Origin of the sequence: Larkinella sp. C7 (assembly GCF_006149005.1) — a bacterium.
GTDB lineage: Bacteria > Bacteroidota > Bacteroidia > Cytophagales > Spirosomataceae > Larkinella.
Window position 1 is genome coordinate 1 of the sequence record NZ_VBSL01000004.1, and the last position, 15,689, is coordinate 15,689.

Sequence of the window (15,689 nt, forward strand, 5' to 3'; positions counted from 1 at the left end):
TTATATGCTTAATCCAAGATGCTCCACAACTTTTGTTCTTGATCCCCAGTATCCCTACAAGCTTCCTCGCTTGGTTCAGTCTCCAAAAGGGTGGTATATCATTTATTACATTTGGAATATCGATGATGAAAAACTCGAACGGAAACGGGTTAAAGTCATTGGGCATACGGAAAAGGAAAAACTTAAAGATTCGGACGAAATAATTGGTTGGCTAACGAAAGAACTGAAAAGCGGGGCTTATGTAGGTGGCGATCCGACAAACGAGAATGATCAGGAGCAACTTGGTCAGAGTGGGGGAGGGCTTGGCAAAAATATGACGTATGAAGATGCGGTTGCCTATTATTTTAAGACCAAACGTGACATAGCAGAAGGCACTACAGGATTGTATCAGACTTATGTCAACCACTTACGGGGTTTCCTGGAAAAGAAGAAGAAAAGTAACATTTTACTTCGTTACATAACAAAGCCGTTGATTCTGGAATTTTTGGATCAGATCGAACTGGCTGGGAAAACGAAAAATAACATTCTGGGGTTTCACCACTCGTTTTTTGAAGTTTTTGTCGACCGGGAAATTATTGAAAAGAATCCGGTCAACAGGATCAAGAAATCGAATGTGGAAGAATCCGAAGATCATTTGCCCTTTACCCCGGAGCAGATAAAGGAACTTAAAAATGAAATCCTGGGGAAAGGCGATGAACAATTGTGGCTATTCTGCCAGTTCATCTATTACACCTTCGCCCGGCCGGGGCAGGAGATCCGTTTGCTGCAGGTAAAGGATATCCTCCCGGAGAGCATCCGGATCACGGCCAAGCGGGGAAAAACGAACCGGTTTCGATATCCTTTTCTCTCACCAGCCCTGGAGGCCGAAATCATTCGTCTCGGTTTACGAAAATATCCACCGGATTACTACGTGTTCAGTAACCAGAAAAATTCTGATAATCCCCGGCATCCCAACAATTTCAAAGTTATTCCCGGACCGACTCCCCCCGGAAAGAATAGCTATTACAACCGCCACGTCCGGCACCTGAAGAAACTGGGTCTGTTTGGCAAGGATTACGATATCTATTCCTGGAAACCGACCGGGGTCATTGCGCTCTGGAGTGCTACCCTGGATTTAAAACTTATCCAGGGGCAATGCGGTCATTCGACAGTCGCACAAACGGATCAATACTTAAAAAAACTTGGGTTAGTCATTCGTCCCGAAAAGCTCAACGAGTTTCCGACCATCTAAACCCGCCACAGCTCCGCTTCGCAAATCAGAATCGGATCATCGCCCAGGGCGGTTTTCAGGGAACTGATCAGGTAATCGACGCCCTGGATGTGGACTTTCTGGCGCAGGGCGAAGCGGGCCAGATCGGCCGCCGACAGATACAGGTTCCGCCGGATCGGGAAGGTGCGGCCCTTGAACCGCTCAAACCGACGCCAGTGGGTGTCCACCAGATTGCCCACCCCCGACCACAGCAGCGTCTGGCCCGCGTGGGCATTCGTCGCGGTCGGTACCCCGGCCACCAGACCGTTGTAGAACAACAGCCGGTTGCTGAGCACCGGCTTGCTGTCTTTGTTCAAAACGCTGAATCCGGTCTGGCTGGTGGTGGCCAATCCCGAAACAGGGTCGGTCAGCAGGGTCGAAAACCGCGACTTGACGGGCAGCAGCACCCCACCCGCATTCTCGTCGTTTTCCGGGGTCTGGTACTTGTCCATCACCGCCGGAATGGGCTTCATGGTCGCATCATTGCCGTCGATCTCGTAGCTCAGCTCCAGCCGCCCGTGCTGGTCGGGAATGCGCAGGTGGGCCGTACCCGTTTTGTAACTCCAGTTGGTCAGCGTGGGCTGGGCCAGCACGTCGTCCACAAAATCAATCGTGCAGATCTTCCGGCGCACGTTGAAGTCCAGCCACAGGTTGAAGAGTTTCCGCAGTTCGATCAGCAGCCCGCCCAGCGTGATTTCCGGCAGGTGGTTGCTGTAGGTCAGCGTGGTCTGCTCGTCCAGGGCGTACAGATTGTAAAACACCAGCCGCTGCATCGCCGGATCATCCATGAAGGCCCCCTCAAAGCGCCAGTCCGTCAACTCGCCGTAGCGTTTCAGGATCTGGTGCAGAAAAAACATCGGCACCCGCGCGGTGGGTAAATAGCTGCCCGCCGTATACTGGTTCACCTGATTGGTAAAACCGCCCACGGCCTGATTGCCATAGAAAGCCGGGTTGTGAATGGTGGGAAAACAATACCGGTTCACCAGCGGATCGACGCTGGCCACCGGCGACACCGGAACCGGTTCACTGCCCAGTGCGGTGAGCTGCGAAAGCGGGATCAGTTGGTAATCGCCGAAAATATCGCCCAGATTCTGGGTGAAATACAGACTGTAATCGGGGGTGGTTTCGCGGATTTTGACGTAGCCTTGCTCGACGATGGTGCTCTGGTGGTACTTCTCGCAGTACCAGCGCCGTTTACTGCTTTCTACCTGGGGATTATGCAGGTGCCCCAGCACCCGCCGGTTGGTGGGGGTGCTGGGCAACTGGAAATCATAGATGCGGCTGCCCTGCACGGTCGAAAAATCAAACAGCGGGCTGAATTGCTCCAGCGTCAGCACCATCCCCGGTTTGCGGTCGACCGACACGCCTTCGATGCGAATGTCTAACATTATTTCAGGTTGCTATCGTTGTTGACGACGTTGATGGCATTCATGACGTTGACCACGTTGTGCACGCTGACGCTCAGTTCCTTGGCGGCAATGCGGTCGAGGTAGCCGTTGGCCGTGCCCAACTGGTTGGCCAGGCCCACCAGCGTGGCGTTGGTGGACGACAGCATCTCGACGGTGTCTTCCGTGTTCCGGGCGATGGCCGTCATCATTTGCTGGGACTTGGTGATTTCGGCGTTGGTCATGGAAACTGCCCCGGCCGCATCGCCATCGACGCCTTCCACATCGCCACCCCCACCGTAGTCCCCATAGTCGCCCCCGCCCGCGTCGGCCGCGTACTGCTGGGCTTCCTCCAGAGCCTTCTGCTGCTCTTTCTCGGCTTCCATCTGGGCGATTTTGGCTTCGAATTTGGCCTGCTCGGCGGCTTTTTTCGCTTTGCCCGACCCAAACAGGTACATGCGGCCGCCCTGCAGCGGTTCCAGATACGAGCGGTAATCACCGCCGTCACCGAAGACGGCCCCGCTCCGGGCCATGATCGGCGCGCCGTTGCGGTGCAGCGAGGAGTTGAGCAGCTTGTCGATGATGGGCCGGTTGTTGCGGTAGGTGTTGCGCGACAGGATCATGATGGGTTCACCCCCTTCCATTTCGCCGACCTCCTGACCCGAATCCCGCCGGACCAGGGCAATGCCCGACTGGCCGTACTGACTGCCGTGGCCGGGGCCATTCGGCACCCCGCCGTTGCGCAGATACCCACCCTGGGCGTAGGAAGGCGGTTTCTGGGATTTGATGATCCCGATCTGGATGGCCGCCATAGCCGCCGAGGCCGCCACCCCGATCAGCCCCAGCGGAAAGCCCATCGTCGCCAGCGATTTGAGAGCCGCCATAGCCGCATTGATCAGCGCCATGGCAATCTGCATGGCCTGATCGCGTTTCCAGGCTTTGAGCTTTTCCTGCTTTTCCTTTTCGGCCGCATCGGCGTTGATCTTGGCGATGGTTTTCTCGTACTGCTCCTTGGAGATCTTGCCTTTGTCGTACTGGTCCTTCCACGACTTGAGCTGGGATTCCTTCTCTTTCTCGATCTTTTTGAGCTGGCTGTCGAGGTATTTCTGGTTGAGCTGCTGGAGAGCCGCCACGGCCTGACCGGCCACCTGCAGGGTTTCCTGGCCTTTCTGCGTGAAGTCCTGCAGGGCCTTCTGGTTCCTGGCCTGCTCGTTGGCCAGCTTCTGGTTCAGCAGGGTCATGAACGAGGAATAGTCTCCCTGCATGAGTCCTTCGATGGCATTGAAAAACTGCTGCTGGTTGGCCAGCCGCTGGGCGGTGCGCTCCTGGGTCAGCGTCGTTTTGTCGGCTTCGTACCACCCCTTTTTTTTCAATGGCCCGCTGGAACATCTGTACGCCATCGTGCACAATCTCCTGGGCTAGATGGGTCAGCTCATCGAGCAAATCCATATCGTCGCTCATTGTTCGGTCATTTTAACGTACACCTTCGCACCGCTGGGCGGGTTATAAAAACTCACGCCGTCCGTGCCGAAGAGCCAGAGGTGTTCGGCTCCTTCCTGGTTAAGCACCACCGACCGGTCGATGACCACCGCACCATTCGAAAACACTTCGATGCGGTAGGTCTGGCCCGGTTTGCCCGTCACCATCAAATACCACCAATACAGATCCCCCTGCACCGGGAAATTCAGACCCGCCGTAGAGGAAAAATTTCAGATCGGGGTGGGAAGTGGCCCACTGCTGGAAGTAGTCTGCGTAGGATGAAAAATCGCCGGAAAGCATCATGTTTGGATGGTTTCCGGCGAAAATAGGGCCCCTGCGGGTGAGTTGACAGGATGGATTTATTACTCTAATCCGCAATAGTGGCCGCAACTGAGTCAACTAAAGTTGTAATTGACACAAACTCAGACTAGCGGGGCGTGTAGGTGAAAGTTCGGCTATTACCATAGTTGTCGGCCTCTGAAATGGGCAAACCATTGGCATACTGTATTGTACTTACCTGGTTAGTTTTATTAATTTGATCCAGTGAAATATTTAGATCCCTCGTTACACCAGCTCGGGTTCTGGTCAGGTTATTGGGAGACATAAACCGATAAATGGCAGTTTCGAAAAGATCAAAACCGTATAGTGGGTTGGGTTTGTCATCAAATTCATTCAAACGTCTTCCCCGCAGAATTACTTGTTTTGTTACGGCATCGGTTGTAACCAGGTCGATAACGGTTATGTTGTTACGAGCATCGAATTGCAGAGTTTCAACTTCTGTATAAAAAACATCAGGGCCATATTGACTGGTGCGATCCTGGTCAAAATAATAATCGCGATTAATCTTATGTATGCGGTTCTGCCCATCGTACTCAAACCGTTCAACCCAGTAGGTTCTATCTATACCCGGATAGGTTCGGGTAATTCGAGTGCGGGAAATGGGCCTGCCGTTTGCATCGTAAGTGTAATTCATAAAAAGAGCACCACTTCCTGGGAAGTTAGGAATAAATGTCCGCGCTATCTGGATTAATTTCCCACCCGGATCATAAGTATACGTTTCTTCCCATTTAATGTCAGTTTGCCCTTCATTAGAATAGGTAGCAGTTGCTGAAATCGGTTTAGCCTCGGCGTTATAACGAATGTCGTATTCCCGGTTGGTGGTGATAACCTCCGAAATATGTGTGAGAAGTAGCTTTCGCCCCTGCGGGTCAACTAGCTCACGGTGATCGGTAATACAGGATGCTACAAAAGTTGAAATCAGAAAAAGGAGGAGGATTGTGCGATAAAAGTAAGTCATAAAGGTGTACAAGTTTAAACGAATGAAACTTCAAACTTACAAAAATACTATCATGTACAAATAAAGATAATTGCTTATATTTTACCATAGACTGACGGGAGGCTTCACTAAATTATTTTCATACAACCTTCTGTCGAATTGGATAGCATTATCCGCCGAACGAATCACGGTGATCTTCCATCTCCTTTTCCATCCGCTCGGTTTCCCGTTTGATCTTCAGGTTGTTGTCACGGAGGAAAATCCAAACCGTGTGAACATTCTGTTTGCAGACCTGATCAAAGTGATCCGCAAGCCGGGCAGTTCTTTGCCCATCGTGTCGGTTTTGTGGAAGGTGAACAGGACCTTGTTGGGGTTCTCGTAACTGGCGACGGTTTCGGCCATCGCGTCGAGCACCTTCTTCTGGTGGGCCTTTTTCTCGTCCTCGTTTTCGAAGCCTTCCGCGTCGAAATAATCGTCGGGAATGCTGATGTGGTGGGTGATGAAATAGCCGTTATCCAGCCCCTTGTCGTTGAACACCGGCACTTTGTTGGACACCTTCGTCCAGTTTTCGGTGCCCCACCAGGGCGAAAGGGCGAATCCAGGGCTTCTTTCAGACCGGGCATCACCACCAGATCGTCAGCCCGACCAGTCCCCATTTGCTTCGCGGAAACCGGTCGAAGATCATGCCGACTTTGAAACCCAGGGTGGTGGTTTTGCCCGACCCGCGCCCGGCGTTGAAGGTTTTCCGGCGGGCGCGGCTGCGGAGGAATTTGATCTGTTTGGGGTTCGCGTATACTTTCAAATCCCACTTTGATCCAAACAGGGAGCCTTTTTAGTAGAATAAGACGAACAAGCAAAAGCCTTGTGTAAAGCTACTCTTTATTCGGTATTAAGTCGGCCAAAGCACGCTCGGCCGCTTTGTTCTTCGGATTTAGTTCCAACGATTTACGATACATGAGAATGGCTTCTTGTCGACGTCCAACTCCTTTTAACCCTTCTGCATAACTATCGTAAACATTCCAACTAGCAGGATACAAAACCGTATTCAATCGCAAGACCTCCAAACCCGCCGGTTGATACCCATTATAGAACATTTGCAGTCCCAGACGATTCATCTCCTGCTCATTCAGATAATAATGAGTCGTATCGGTTTTATGGGCGTTGAGTTGTTCCAAGGCCGACTCGGTACCAGTCTTGATCAGGGTTCGGGCATAGATGTTCGCCAGAGATTGTTTGTTCGCCAGGAAGGACCCACTATTCAACACTTCAAACAAATTAACCCCAATGCCATGGGTGCCCCGGTGTGTTACATTATTGAGCAGGATCACTGTTTGATCTTTCGTGATATTTCGTAAAAACAGCGTAACAGCTCCGGGCATACCGCCACTGTGGAAAACCACCTTGCCAGCGGTCGTATCTTTTAATATCATCCAACCCAGGCCATAATAAGCGGAAGTGTTTCCCCAACCGGTGGTGGCTAGCTCCTGATTAGTGAGCCGGGTTGGCCTCAAGGCTTCTTGTAAGGTAGAAGCCTTGAGGAGTTTAGATCCATACAGCGCTCGATCAAATAAGAGCAAATCGCCGGTCGTACTAATCACATTCGCTTGCCCAAGTAATCCCCCCAGATTATGCAGCTCAATGCGATTTCGTGGCAGTGAATCGACACGCTGCCGAAGCCAGGGAGCATAGGTAGGCGAATCATAGCCTTTCACCCGATGCGGATCGGGCACCTTCAGGAGCGGGGTACTAACATAGGTATGACTCATACCGGCGGGTTGAAAGATGTACCGTGTCAGGTACGATGGAAAGGCAAGGCCACTGACCTTTTCAACGATTAACGCCAGTAAACCATAGCCGCTGTTGGAGTAGCTCCACTTTTCTCCGGGGGAAAACCGAATCGCTCTATCGGACTGATTAATGGCTGGCACTAAATCAGCGATGGTAAAAATTTTACCCGTATCGGCCGCATAGGGTTTTTCCAACATCTGCAAGTCAGCTAATCCGGAGGTATGAGTAAGTAAATGCCGAATGGTGATCTGCGGATGACTAAACGTAGGGAGATAGTTTTTCACGGGATCGTCCACCTTGAGCTTTCCTTTCTGCTTCAACTGTAGGATTGCCACCGAGGTGAATAGTTTAGAGACAGAGGCTAATTGAAAGGCAGAGTGTTCATCCAGCGGCACTCGATTGGCAACATCCGCCAAACCGAGTGATTTCTGGTAGAGAATGGCTCCTTTTTGGGCGATTAGGATATTACCCGCCAATTCATCATTCGCAAATTGCCCTGCTACTAAGTTGTCAATCTTTTGAAGATGGGGCTGGGCATAGAGGAAATTGTCAAACTTAAAACAAGTAATAGTCAGCAGAATAAGCAGTGCTTTCATGAGACAGTTATATGATACGAAATATTTCGTAGATGTTAACCGCAACACGTATGCCATGACTGAAAATAGGGCTTTATTTGTCAATAAAGCTTACTAACCCGCTGGCACTTGTCCAAATCCGGACAGGTGGTGTTCGTTTCTGTACAGCAATCTCGATGTCAGTAATCGTATGTTGGTAGCCATGTACTGTCTCTTTAAATGCTCGTTAACTTCAGTTATCATGCTGGCAAAATCCCGGATGCAAAGCTTCCGGGATTTATCGTTTAGCCAAACAAATTATGCTCCTGGTCTGGACGATTGAACAGAGGTAGATCCGAAAAGCCCAGATGCGCGGCAGAGTAGTCCTTGATTCGAAAACCGGTCAGTTCCCGAAACCGGTCTTCGAGGTTCAGTCGAATCGCCCGCGTGGGCGATTGGTAACCGTTGGGTTTGTACGTCCGGACAACGAGCTTGAAGGCCGCATCTTAGTCGCAATGCTCCGGATTGATCTGAAAAATCTCGTAAAACCGCTTGACCGATCCCTGCAGCGAGGGCAGCCGGTCCATGCGACCCTTGACGAAACTAATCCGACCGTTTTCGAAACAGTGTTCCAGGATGTGCCCCAGCGGGGTCTGGTTTTTCAGCAGCGACATGACCTTACTGGCTTCCTGCGAGGTGATCCCGTCTTCCTTCATCCGGCGCATTTAGGTGATCTCACGGGCTTCCTGCCGCGGTCCGGCCAGACTCCGTTCGGCATCTTCGTAGTCGATGATGAGCTTGATTTTACTCTCTTCAACCTGGTTCATGGGGTGGCAGTAGGGGACTGTATGGGGCTGTCCACCAAATTGAAAAGCCGCCCCGGGTTGAAACAGGAGGGCTTTAGAAAATACGCTTCATCGAATTTTTACTCAGTCCGAATTCGTACTGGTAAAAAAGTAAGTATTTTTCATCTATTTTGATGTCGATCTAAAATAGGAAATCTAAAATAAAATACCGCTTAATTCATTATCGGATCAATTTCTTTAATAATTATCAGACATTGTTTACCTTGCGATCAAGTAAGTAGTAATACTGTAACGTGTACACCTTAATGTTAACCCAAATGTTCCCCCTATTCAGAAACTGGAAATTAAACCGAGCCCTTCGAGAAGCTAAAAAACGTCAGTTTTTTAACCGACTGGAAGCCATGCGAGATTGCAATCGTCTGTATGCTTTCGGGAAAGAACACTCTGTCGTCAAGCACGCCGATGTCGATGTTTTTTGGGTCGTCCCCAAAAAGCATGTAAAACCCCTTATTCAGGCGGGTCATATCGAAATAGACCCTTACAAAAAAATATTTACCCCAAAATTACAGCGATAAACCTCAGTCTTAACGATTTAAATAAATACTCATAGCTACGTGCAAATCGGAAATCCCTCCGTTGGTTGATGGGGGGATTTTTTGTTTACCAAGCCCCGCCTTGCAAGTGCCCTGTTTTGGAGAGACCGTTGCCGCTCACGCAGTGCCGTCCGCCTGTTCCAGCAACTGAGCATACCACCCATTGACCCCTTCCGCCGTCCGCATACATTTGCACGCCGTCGTGCACAATCTCCTGGGCCAACTCGGCCAGCTCATCGAGCAAATCCAGATCCTCGCTCATTGCTCGGTCATTTTAGCATATACCTTCGGCCCGCTGGGCGGGTTGTAGAAACTCGCGCCAGCCGTGCCAAATAGCCAAAGGTGTTCGGCCCCTTCCTGGTTAAGCATGACTAGACGGTCGATAAGCGCCGTTCTATTCGAAAATACTTCAATGCGGTAGGTTTGACCCGTTTTGCCCGTCACCATCAAATACCACCAGTAGAGATCACCCTGTACCGGGAAATTCAGATCGTTGACGTTCTGGAGCAAAATTGCCGGAAAGCATCGTGTTCTGAATGGTTTTCGGCGACAATGGGTGGTAATTAGGCGATGCGACAGGACAGGATTGAGGAATTAGTTGTTAAAATTTGTACTATGCTTTGTTTATTGTGGACCTACAGTTATATTAATATTAAAACAGGGAATAACTATGAAAAATGGCGTCGTGTTTCTTTTATTACTATTTGTTGGCTGTCATCGTTCAGTTGAACCTTTAGTTCCAGAACCACCGATAGGAAAGGCTTATATACGCGTCGAATATGATGGGAAAACCTATAACTACGTTGAAGGTAAGAAAGGAATAATAGCCTCAACTAATTTTAGTAGTTTCCTGAATAACACCACTATTGTCGGCATGGGCGGAGCACTGAGGGATTCGATTAATAATATTGATTGGGGTATTGTTTTTTATTTTAAAACTGAAGAATACCAGAAAAATACGGGGAATTTTACGAAATTATTCGACGCTGGAAAATTTGACTATCTATTGCTGGATAAAAGCTATAAGCCTATCGGAGAGAGAGGAGTAGTTATTACTACCTCCTCTCCACTGGATACAAGTACTACTTATCGGAGAGCAAATACCACCTTGCTTCAGAAAGACGACAGAGTAAGGGTTTTAGAAGTAAAAAAAGCTTATTTCTATAATTTGACGTATGATCGGTTCATTTGGGTTGAAGGCAATTTTGAAAGCTGGATGAGTGGAAATAAAAAGATAAAGGGCGTGTTTCGGATCAAAGTGCAACATGATTTGAAATAAAAAGCAACCTAACCGGATGACTAAAAGCCCTTGTTTTAAAAATGAATCTCGACATAAAAAATGGAATTTTTATCCGCTTAGTAAAGCAATAAGCTTTGAAAATAAAGGCCCCTTTGAAGCATGGTTAAGGCGTATTGTCGTTAATGTTGCCTTGCAATACTTCCGGGAGTAGAAAAACAGCAGGTTCAGGCCAGGTAAGAGTAAATCTCAACACGCAAAACTTTAGGGGAAGCGGCACCTTTTCATGCTTAGATAAAGTAAGCTATGTAGTGGTTAACGGGGAACCAATCGATTTAAATGGAAGCGTGCAGCTTTCTGCTCAGAAATATGGTGTGGTCAAATTACCGCACGCAGAAGCCATGTGCAAGGATGGTGATAAAGCCAAGAGAAATAAGGCTGGTTGAATAGCTGATTAGGACACAGGTCTCCTGCATTGATCTATAGCAAAATTTTAGCAGGTCAGCGTGCGTACAACAATTTAGCGTGACCCGTGGAAGTCAAATCGTATGACTTTTCTCGTATTTCTACCGTCAACGGCTTGTTCTGCAGCGAAACATAAAACATTTGGTATTCTAAATCAATTATGGTATTTACAGCAGACCGATTATGCGGAATGCAAATTACACATAATGATTTCGACGATGAACTTATCCAGCATCTCCTCCCACATACCCTCGACCCAACCTGAATGGGTGAAGCGTTTTGCCAAGTTTGGCCTGGTGGCCAAAGGGGTTGTTTACTGCCTGGTTGGTATTCTGGCGTTTATGGCTGCCTTTGAAATCGGCGGCAGTTCGGAACGTGATCTCAACAAACAGGGAGTCTTTCGATTTATACTGGACCAACCGTTTGGGCAGTTTTTGCTGGCACTGGTGGCCGCAGGGCTGGTCTGCTACGCCCTCTGGCGACTCACGCAGGCTTTTCTCGATAATGAGCACAAGGGGACCGACGCCAAAGGCATCGGACGTCGGTTAGGGTATGCCTTCAGTGGGTTGGTGTATGGGTTCCTGGCGTATGGTTCTTTCCGGATGGTACTGGGTAGCCGGGGTAATCAGGGTGGGGATAATTCGCGGCAGACCCTCGTTCGGGAAATCCTGGAGAAACCGTATGGTCAATGGCTTGTCGGCCTGATTGGCCTCAGTATCATTGGCATCGGGTTGTACCAGATCTACCGGGCCATGTCTGGTAAATACCTGAAAAATGTCCGGACCTCTTCCATCAAAACGGAGCTGAAGGAGATGATCATCCGGTCCGGGAAAATTGGTTACATCGCGCGGGGAATTGTCTGGGGGCTGATCGGCTACTTATTTATAAAAGCGGCCATGGAGTCCAATGCCCGCGAAGTCGGAGGCAGTAGCAGTGCTTTTGCCTTTCTGGAGAAAGCCAGTTACGGTTCATTTCTGCTTGGTGCCGTAGCGCTGGGCTTGTTTTGCTACGGTATATTCATGTTTGTACGCGCCCGCTACGAAGTAATCAACACGAACAGCTAAGTCTCTCTTTTAGGAAGGGAGCAGTGCGGTTCACCGGTCGAAAAACCGGCTCCACTTTACTGCATTCTCTTGCTTTAAAGCCAGAGGTGAGTGAAGTGGAGCCGGTTCTGATCGGTGAACAGGTTATTTTTTCAGGAACTTAATGCTTTGGCTTTGCCCCTGTTGACCTGTCGAGGCCTGAAGGATAAAGAGCCCGGTCGGCAACTGATCAACCCCAAACACCTGATTGTCTTTTCGTTGGTCGGGATTGATGGTTCGGGTTTGGAGGACATGGCCTTGTAAGTCAGTAATCCGTAAGTGGATTGGTGCCTGAGCGGGCCCAGCCAGTTGAACACGGAGTTGGTGACGTACGGGGTTTTCCAGGATTCGGACCGTCAGCTTTTGGCCAGATTCGCTTTCTCCAAGACGGGCATTCGGATTGGAGCTACAGTAAGCCGGTAAATCAAACAGATAGCTTACCGTGACGCCACTTTGAGTAGCCTGAATGGGGATAGGTTTGGGGTCAAACCGTAAACCGGCTTCCACCGTTCCCGTATTACTCGTGGTACTTGTTCTGGCTATACCCGGAGCCACATAAGAAATGGTTGTTCCATCCCCGCCCGTCGTATTAAACGTAATGGCCCCGGTGGCACAATCATAGGTGGGCTGAGTCAGCGACAGGCTACCTCCACCCGGAGAAGGCTGACCGCCGTTGCAGTAAGCGGGTAAATCAAACAGATAGCTTACCGTAATGCCATTTTGGGTGGCCTGAATGGGAATGGGCTTGGGGTCGAACCGTAAACCAGCTTCCACCGTTCCTGTAGTGCTCGTGACACTGGACCGAGCGATACCCGGTGCCACAAAGGTAATGGTGGTTCCATCTCCGCCCGTCGTGTTGAACGTAATGGCCCCGGTATTACAATCGTAGGTGGGCTGGGTCAGTGACAGGCTACCTCCCAGAGCAGGTTCTCCGCCGTTACAATGGGCTTTGAGGTCAAACGTAAAGCTTACCGTGACGCCACTTTGAATAGCCTGAATGGGGATGGGTTTGGGGTCAAACCGTAAACCGGCTTCCACAATCCCTGAGTTACTACCCGGTGTGGCTCTGCTAATGCCTGGAGCCATAAACGTAATGGGACTGCCATCACCGCCTATGGTATTGAAGGTAATGGCCCCGGTATTGCAATCGTAGGTCGGAGCCTTGAGCTGCAAAGCATTCACGGAAGCCGCCTGCCTACGGACCCAAACGGCTACTTTTCCTCCGTCATCGGCCCCACCAAATATCTGAGGTGATGTCGTAGTTCCTGCTATCAGGTAGGTTCCGTCGGGATTGACGATGACACGACGGGCTTCGTCATTTCCTGAACCTCCCCCTTGTTCCTGCCATTCGATTTCCAAATTGGGAGCGTACTTCGTGATCCGGTAGTCCGAATGAGGTCCATTGGCATCGCGGACTGTTATTTTATCAACAGCAATGCATCCGCCATCGGGTGTTGTCGCTATTGAAATGGAATTTTGACTGTTATTGTCATCCAAATCAGGCAATGGTACGCCCTGAATTATATTGAGTTGTTCATCGAGTTTAAACACCGCCCTGGATGTAATCCAGCCGTAATTTCCGATGGCAAAATAACCGCCTTTCCGCGATGAAAGCGCGCGCAGGACGCCGTTCTGTCTGCCTACACTTTGCCAGACAATCGTGCCTGTTTCATCAATTTTAAAATCGAATGAAAGCCCGTAGCTCGTATCCGGATTACCCGTGATCGCAGGATCACTGGACGTAGCATGAATCAGGTACCCACCACCTTCCGAAGCCCGAACGGCTTTAAATAAAAACGTTACTCCGCTTCCGCCTATCGTTTTATACCAGTTTAAAGTAAGATTTTGGTCGACCTTCACCAGCCCAATGTCCAGACGCTGGGTAGGGCTATTCAGAGGGGTATCATACCCCACCAACAGAAAACCACCATCCGGAGCGGGAATCATATCGCCCAGATTCCGCTGTGTTATGAATTTATTGGGCAGGTCGAGGGTACTATTAAAGTTTATGTAGCCAGCCGGGTTAAGACGAACAAATCCAATACTGAGCGGGGCGAAATTTGATAAAAAATAGCCCGCTACTACAATGTTCCCGTTTGGCTGAGTTTGGACGGCGGAGGGGATGAAAAAATCAGGCAGAGCGGTTGTCCAGGTGACTTTGCCGCTGGGATCCAATTTGGTAACGAACGGTTTATTCACATAGCTGACCAAGGAAAAATGATTTCCCAGAACGACACTGCCCCCGTCAGGCGTGCGGGCTATATCTAAGGAACTAAAAAGGTCGCCCCGGCTAAAGTCCGGTGTATTGGTTTTATCGAAAACCGTTTGCCAGTAAACAGGTGGAATAGGGACCTGGGCCAGCAGGGAGGAAATACTTCCCCACAGTGCGACGAATAGTAATAACCCCTGGCGTGTCAGGGTTAAACAGTAGTTGTTTTTCATAAGAAATGAAAGGTTAATACGGAATATAAACTTGTTTAAACTACCAGCCCTTCTCGATCAGGGTTGTCGCTGGCTTAAAGTTAAATAAGAATACAACTATGTTAATATTAATTTTGTGTGTGGCTATAAACTGACGCATTAACGCTATAAACCGTATTGATAGATAGCATAACCGACCGGATTTATAAGATGGTTTAATTCGGGAGATTTGTGAGGTGTTCTCATTACCCGAAGTACGAATGGCTGGGGCGATCAGGCTGAATAGTAATGAGAAGTGAATGCGGATGTTTTGACGTCTGTTCTGATGGTCTGTTTGAAGGTTAAAATTGACGTTTATTTTGACGTTAAAATTACTGTCGAAATGCCAGCCAATTCAGTCGGGCATGTGAGACCGCTTCTGTCAGTTTTCAGGTAATTCACCAGGTCAAAACGTCATTCTTTTTCACGCTTCAGGGCATAAAAAGCTGCTTCAAGCTTCCGGGTCGTCTCCTGATCGTCTGAGGAGCAGGAACCAAAACCGTCTTCTTCCCGCTGGTCCCAGTTAACTTTCGACCAGTCAAGAGTCGGGTCAACCCGGCTGATGAGCTGGATCAGGGATTCTCTGAGGTTTCCGGGTTCTTGATCATTCGGCCATTTACCCGTTGCGTCATTTCGTTCATCGAAGTTGTCCATGGTTCAGAATACGGTTGATTCATTTCGTAATATCCGTCCAATGCACCAAAGAATCTCTGGTGGTTTAATTACTTCCCGAAACCGGTTCCGATGGCGTAATCGACCCTTTAGATTGTCGCGTTTACCCCCGTCTTTCCAGCGGTAACGATGATACATTTGTTGAAAAGATTGACCCTTTTCTACAACTCCAATGACACGCCAGCCAAAAGTTACCCCGTTCCTGTGGTTCAATAACCAGGCCGAAGAGGCCATGAATTTTTACGTTTCAATCTTTGAAAATTCTGAGGTTCTGAGTCTGAACCGCATGGGTGCTGATGGGCCGGTGATGAGCGGAACCTTTCAGCTCGAAGGACAAAAAATCATGACCTTAAATGCCGGGCCACACTTCACGTTTAATGAAGCCGTATCGTTTTTTGTCAACTGCGAAACGCAGGAAGAAGTGGATGAATTCTGGGAGAAGCTTTCCGAGGGAGGCTCCACATCGCGGTGCGGTTGGTTGAAAGACCGGTACGGGTTGTCGTGGCAGATTGTTCCCGCCGTTTTAGGGGAGCTTTTATACGATAAAGACCCCGTCAAATCCCAGCGGGTGATGAAGGCCCTGATGGCGATGGATAAGATCGATATTGCTACCCTGAAACAAGCCGCTGGGGGGCTGTAAGTG

Annotated in this window: 15 protein-coding genes; 4 read left to right on the forward strand and 11 right to left on the reverse strand. The window is 49.4% G+C overall.

Going from position 1 to position 15,689, the window contains the following annotated elements; genetic code table 11:
- Positions 1–70: 70 nt before the first annotated feature.
- Positions 71–1,231 (forward strand): hypothetical protein, encoded by a 1,161-nt coding sequence (locus FH871_RS10930; RefSeq protein WP_138991485.1) that lies wholly within the window; start codon positions 71–73, stop codon positions 1,229–1,231.
- Here FH871_RS10930 and FH871_RS10935 read toward each other — a convergent pair.
- From FH871_RS10935 to FH871_RS10980, 9 genes are all read right to left on the reverse strand, one after another.
- A complete protein-coding gene (locus tag FH871_RS10935) occupies positions 1,228–2,637 on the reverse strand; it encodes a hypothetical protein (protein WP_138991486.1) in 1,410 nt (469 codons plus the stop codon). The genes FH871_RS10930 and FH871_RS10935 overlap by 4 nt on opposite strands.
- Positions 2,637–4,034 carry a DUF4337 domain-containing protein gene (locus FH871_RS10940; protein WP_138991487.1) on the reverse strand — a complete coding sequence of 466 codons (1,398 nt, stop codon included), beginning with the start codon at positions 4,032–4,034 and terminating at the stop codon, positions 2,637–2,639. The genes FH871_RS10935 and FH871_RS10940 overlap by 1 nt, the downstream gene beginning before the upstream one ends.
- A 57-nt stretch (positions 4,035–4,091) precedes the next feature.
- Positions 4,092–4,310, reverse strand: a complete 219-nt coding sequence (locus FH871_RS10945) for a hypothetical protein (protein WP_138991488.1) — start codon at positions 4,308–4,310, stop codon at positions 4,092–4,094.
- 230 nt (positions 4,311–4,540) lie between these two features.
- Entirely contained in the window at positions 4,541–5,410 is an 870-nt protein-coding gene (locus tag FH871_RS10950; protein WP_138991489.1) for a hypothetical protein, read from the reverse strand.
- A 216-nt stretch (positions 5,411–5,626) separates the two neighbouring features.
- Positions 5,627–5,944 (reverse strand): hypothetical protein, encoded by a 318-nt coding sequence (locus FH871_RS10955; protein WP_138991490.1) that lies wholly within the window; start codon positions 5,942–5,944, stop codon positions 5,627–5,629.
- A gap of 67 nt (positions 5,945–6,011) precedes the next feature.
- Positions 6,012–6,191 (reverse strand): hypothetical protein, encoded by a 180-nt coding sequence (locus FH871_RS10960; protein ID WP_138991491.1) that lies wholly within the window; start codon positions 6,189–6,191, stop codon positions 6,012–6,014.
- A gap of 70 nt (positions 6,192–6,261) precedes the next feature.
- Positions 6,262–7,773 carry a serine hydrolase gene (locus FH871_RS10965; protein WP_171062822.1) on the reverse strand — a complete coding sequence of 504 codons (1,512 nt, stop codon included), beginning with the start codon at positions 7,771–7,773 and terminating at the stop codon, positions 6,262–6,264.
- 464 nt (positions 7,774–8,237) lie between these two features.
- Entirely contained in the window at positions 8,238–8,456 is a 219-nt protein-coding gene (locus FH871_RS10970) for a hypothetical protein (RefSeq protein WP_138991493.1), read from the reverse strand.
- 932 nt (positions 8,457–9,388) lie between these two features.
- Positions 9,389–9,640, reverse strand: coding sequence for a hypothetical protein (locus FH871_RS10980; protein ID WP_138991495.1), 252 nt, complete (start codon positions 9,638–9,640; stop codon positions 9,389–9,391).
- Between the two features lie 160 nt (positions 9,641–9,800).
- Here FH871_RS10980 and FH871_RS10985 point away from each other — a divergent pair, with 160 nt between their 5' ends.
- A complete protein-coding gene (locus FH871_RS10985) occupies positions 9,801–10,409 on the forward strand; it encodes a hypothetical protein (protein WP_138991496.1) in 609 nt (202 codons plus the stop codon).
- A 641-nt stretch (positions 10,410–11,050) separates the two neighbouring features.
- Complete coding sequence (locus FH871_RS10990) at positions 11,051–11,896, forward strand: DUF1206 domain-containing protein (RefSeq protein WP_138991497.1); 846 nt, start codon at positions 11,051–11,053, stop codon at positions 11,894–11,896.
- Positions 11,897–12,019: 123 nt separating this feature from the next.
- Here the strand turns inward: FH871_RS10990 and FH871_RS10995 are convergent, their stop codons facing one another.
- Both FH871_RS10995 and FH871_RS11000 read right to left on the reverse strand, forming a co-directional pair.
- Complete coding sequence (locus tag FH871_RS10995; RefSeq protein WP_138991498.1) at positions 12,020–14,356, reverse strand: hypothetical protein; 2,337 nt, start codon at positions 14,354–14,356, stop codon at positions 12,020–12,022.
- A 432-nt stretch (positions 14,357–14,788) separates the two neighbouring features.
- Complete coding sequence (locus FH871_RS11000) at positions 14,789–15,028, reverse strand: hypothetical protein (protein ID WP_138991499.1); 240 nt, start codon at positions 15,026–15,028, stop codon at positions 14,789–14,791.
- Between the two features lie 190 nt (positions 15,029–15,218).
- On the opposite strand from FH871_RS11000, the gene FH871_RS11005 reads away from it, so the two are divergent.
- Positions 15,219–15,686, forward strand: a complete 468-nt coding sequence (locus FH871_RS11005; protein WP_138991500.1) for a VOC family protein — start codon at positions 15,219–15,221, stop codon at positions 15,684–15,686.
- Positions 15,687–15,689 lie beyond the last annotated feature (3 nt).

Bases quoted from the DNA above. Each gene is read 5' to 3' on its own strand.
- FH871_RS10990 (WP_138991497.1), top strand. From the start codon at position 11,051: ATGAACTTATCCAGCATCTCCTCCCACATACCCTCGACCCAACCTGAA.
- FH871_RS11005 (WP_138991500.1), top strand. From the start codon at position 15,219: ATGACACGCCAGCCAAAAGTTACCCCGTTCCTGTGGTTCAATAACCAG.
- FH871_RS10970 (WP_138991493.1), bottom strand. From the start codon at position 8,456: ATGCGCCGGATGAAGGAAGACGGGATCACCTCGCAGGAAGCCAGTAAG.
- FH871_RS10995 (WP_138991498.1), bottom strand. From the start codon at position 14,356: ATGAAAAACAACTACTGTTTAACCCTGACACGCCAGGGGTTATTACTA.
- FH871_RS11000 (WP_138991499.1), bottom strand. From the start codon at position 15,028: ATGGACAACTTCGATGAACGAAATGACGCAACGGGTAAATGGCCGAAT.
- FH871_RS10950 (WP_138991489.1), bottom strand. From the start codon at position 5,410: ATGACTTACTTTTATCGCACAATCCTCCTCCTTTTTCTGATTTCAACT.
- FH871_RS10965 (WP_171062822.1), bottom strand. From the start codon at position 7,773: ATGAAAGCACTGCTTATTCTGCTGACTATTACTTGTTTTAAGTTTGAC.
- FH871_RS10985 (WP_138991496.1), top strand. From the start codon at position 9,801: ATGAAAAATGGCGTCGTGTTTCTTTTATTACTATTTGTTGGCTGTCAT.
- FH871_RS10935 (WP_138991486.1), bottom strand. From the start codon at position 2,637: ATGTTAGACATTCGCATCGAAGGCGTGTCGGTCGACCGCAAACCGGGG.
- FH871_RS10940 (WP_138991487.1), bottom strand. From the start codon at position 4,034: ATGGCGTACAGATGTTCCAGCGGGCCATTGAAAAAAAAGGGGTGGTAC.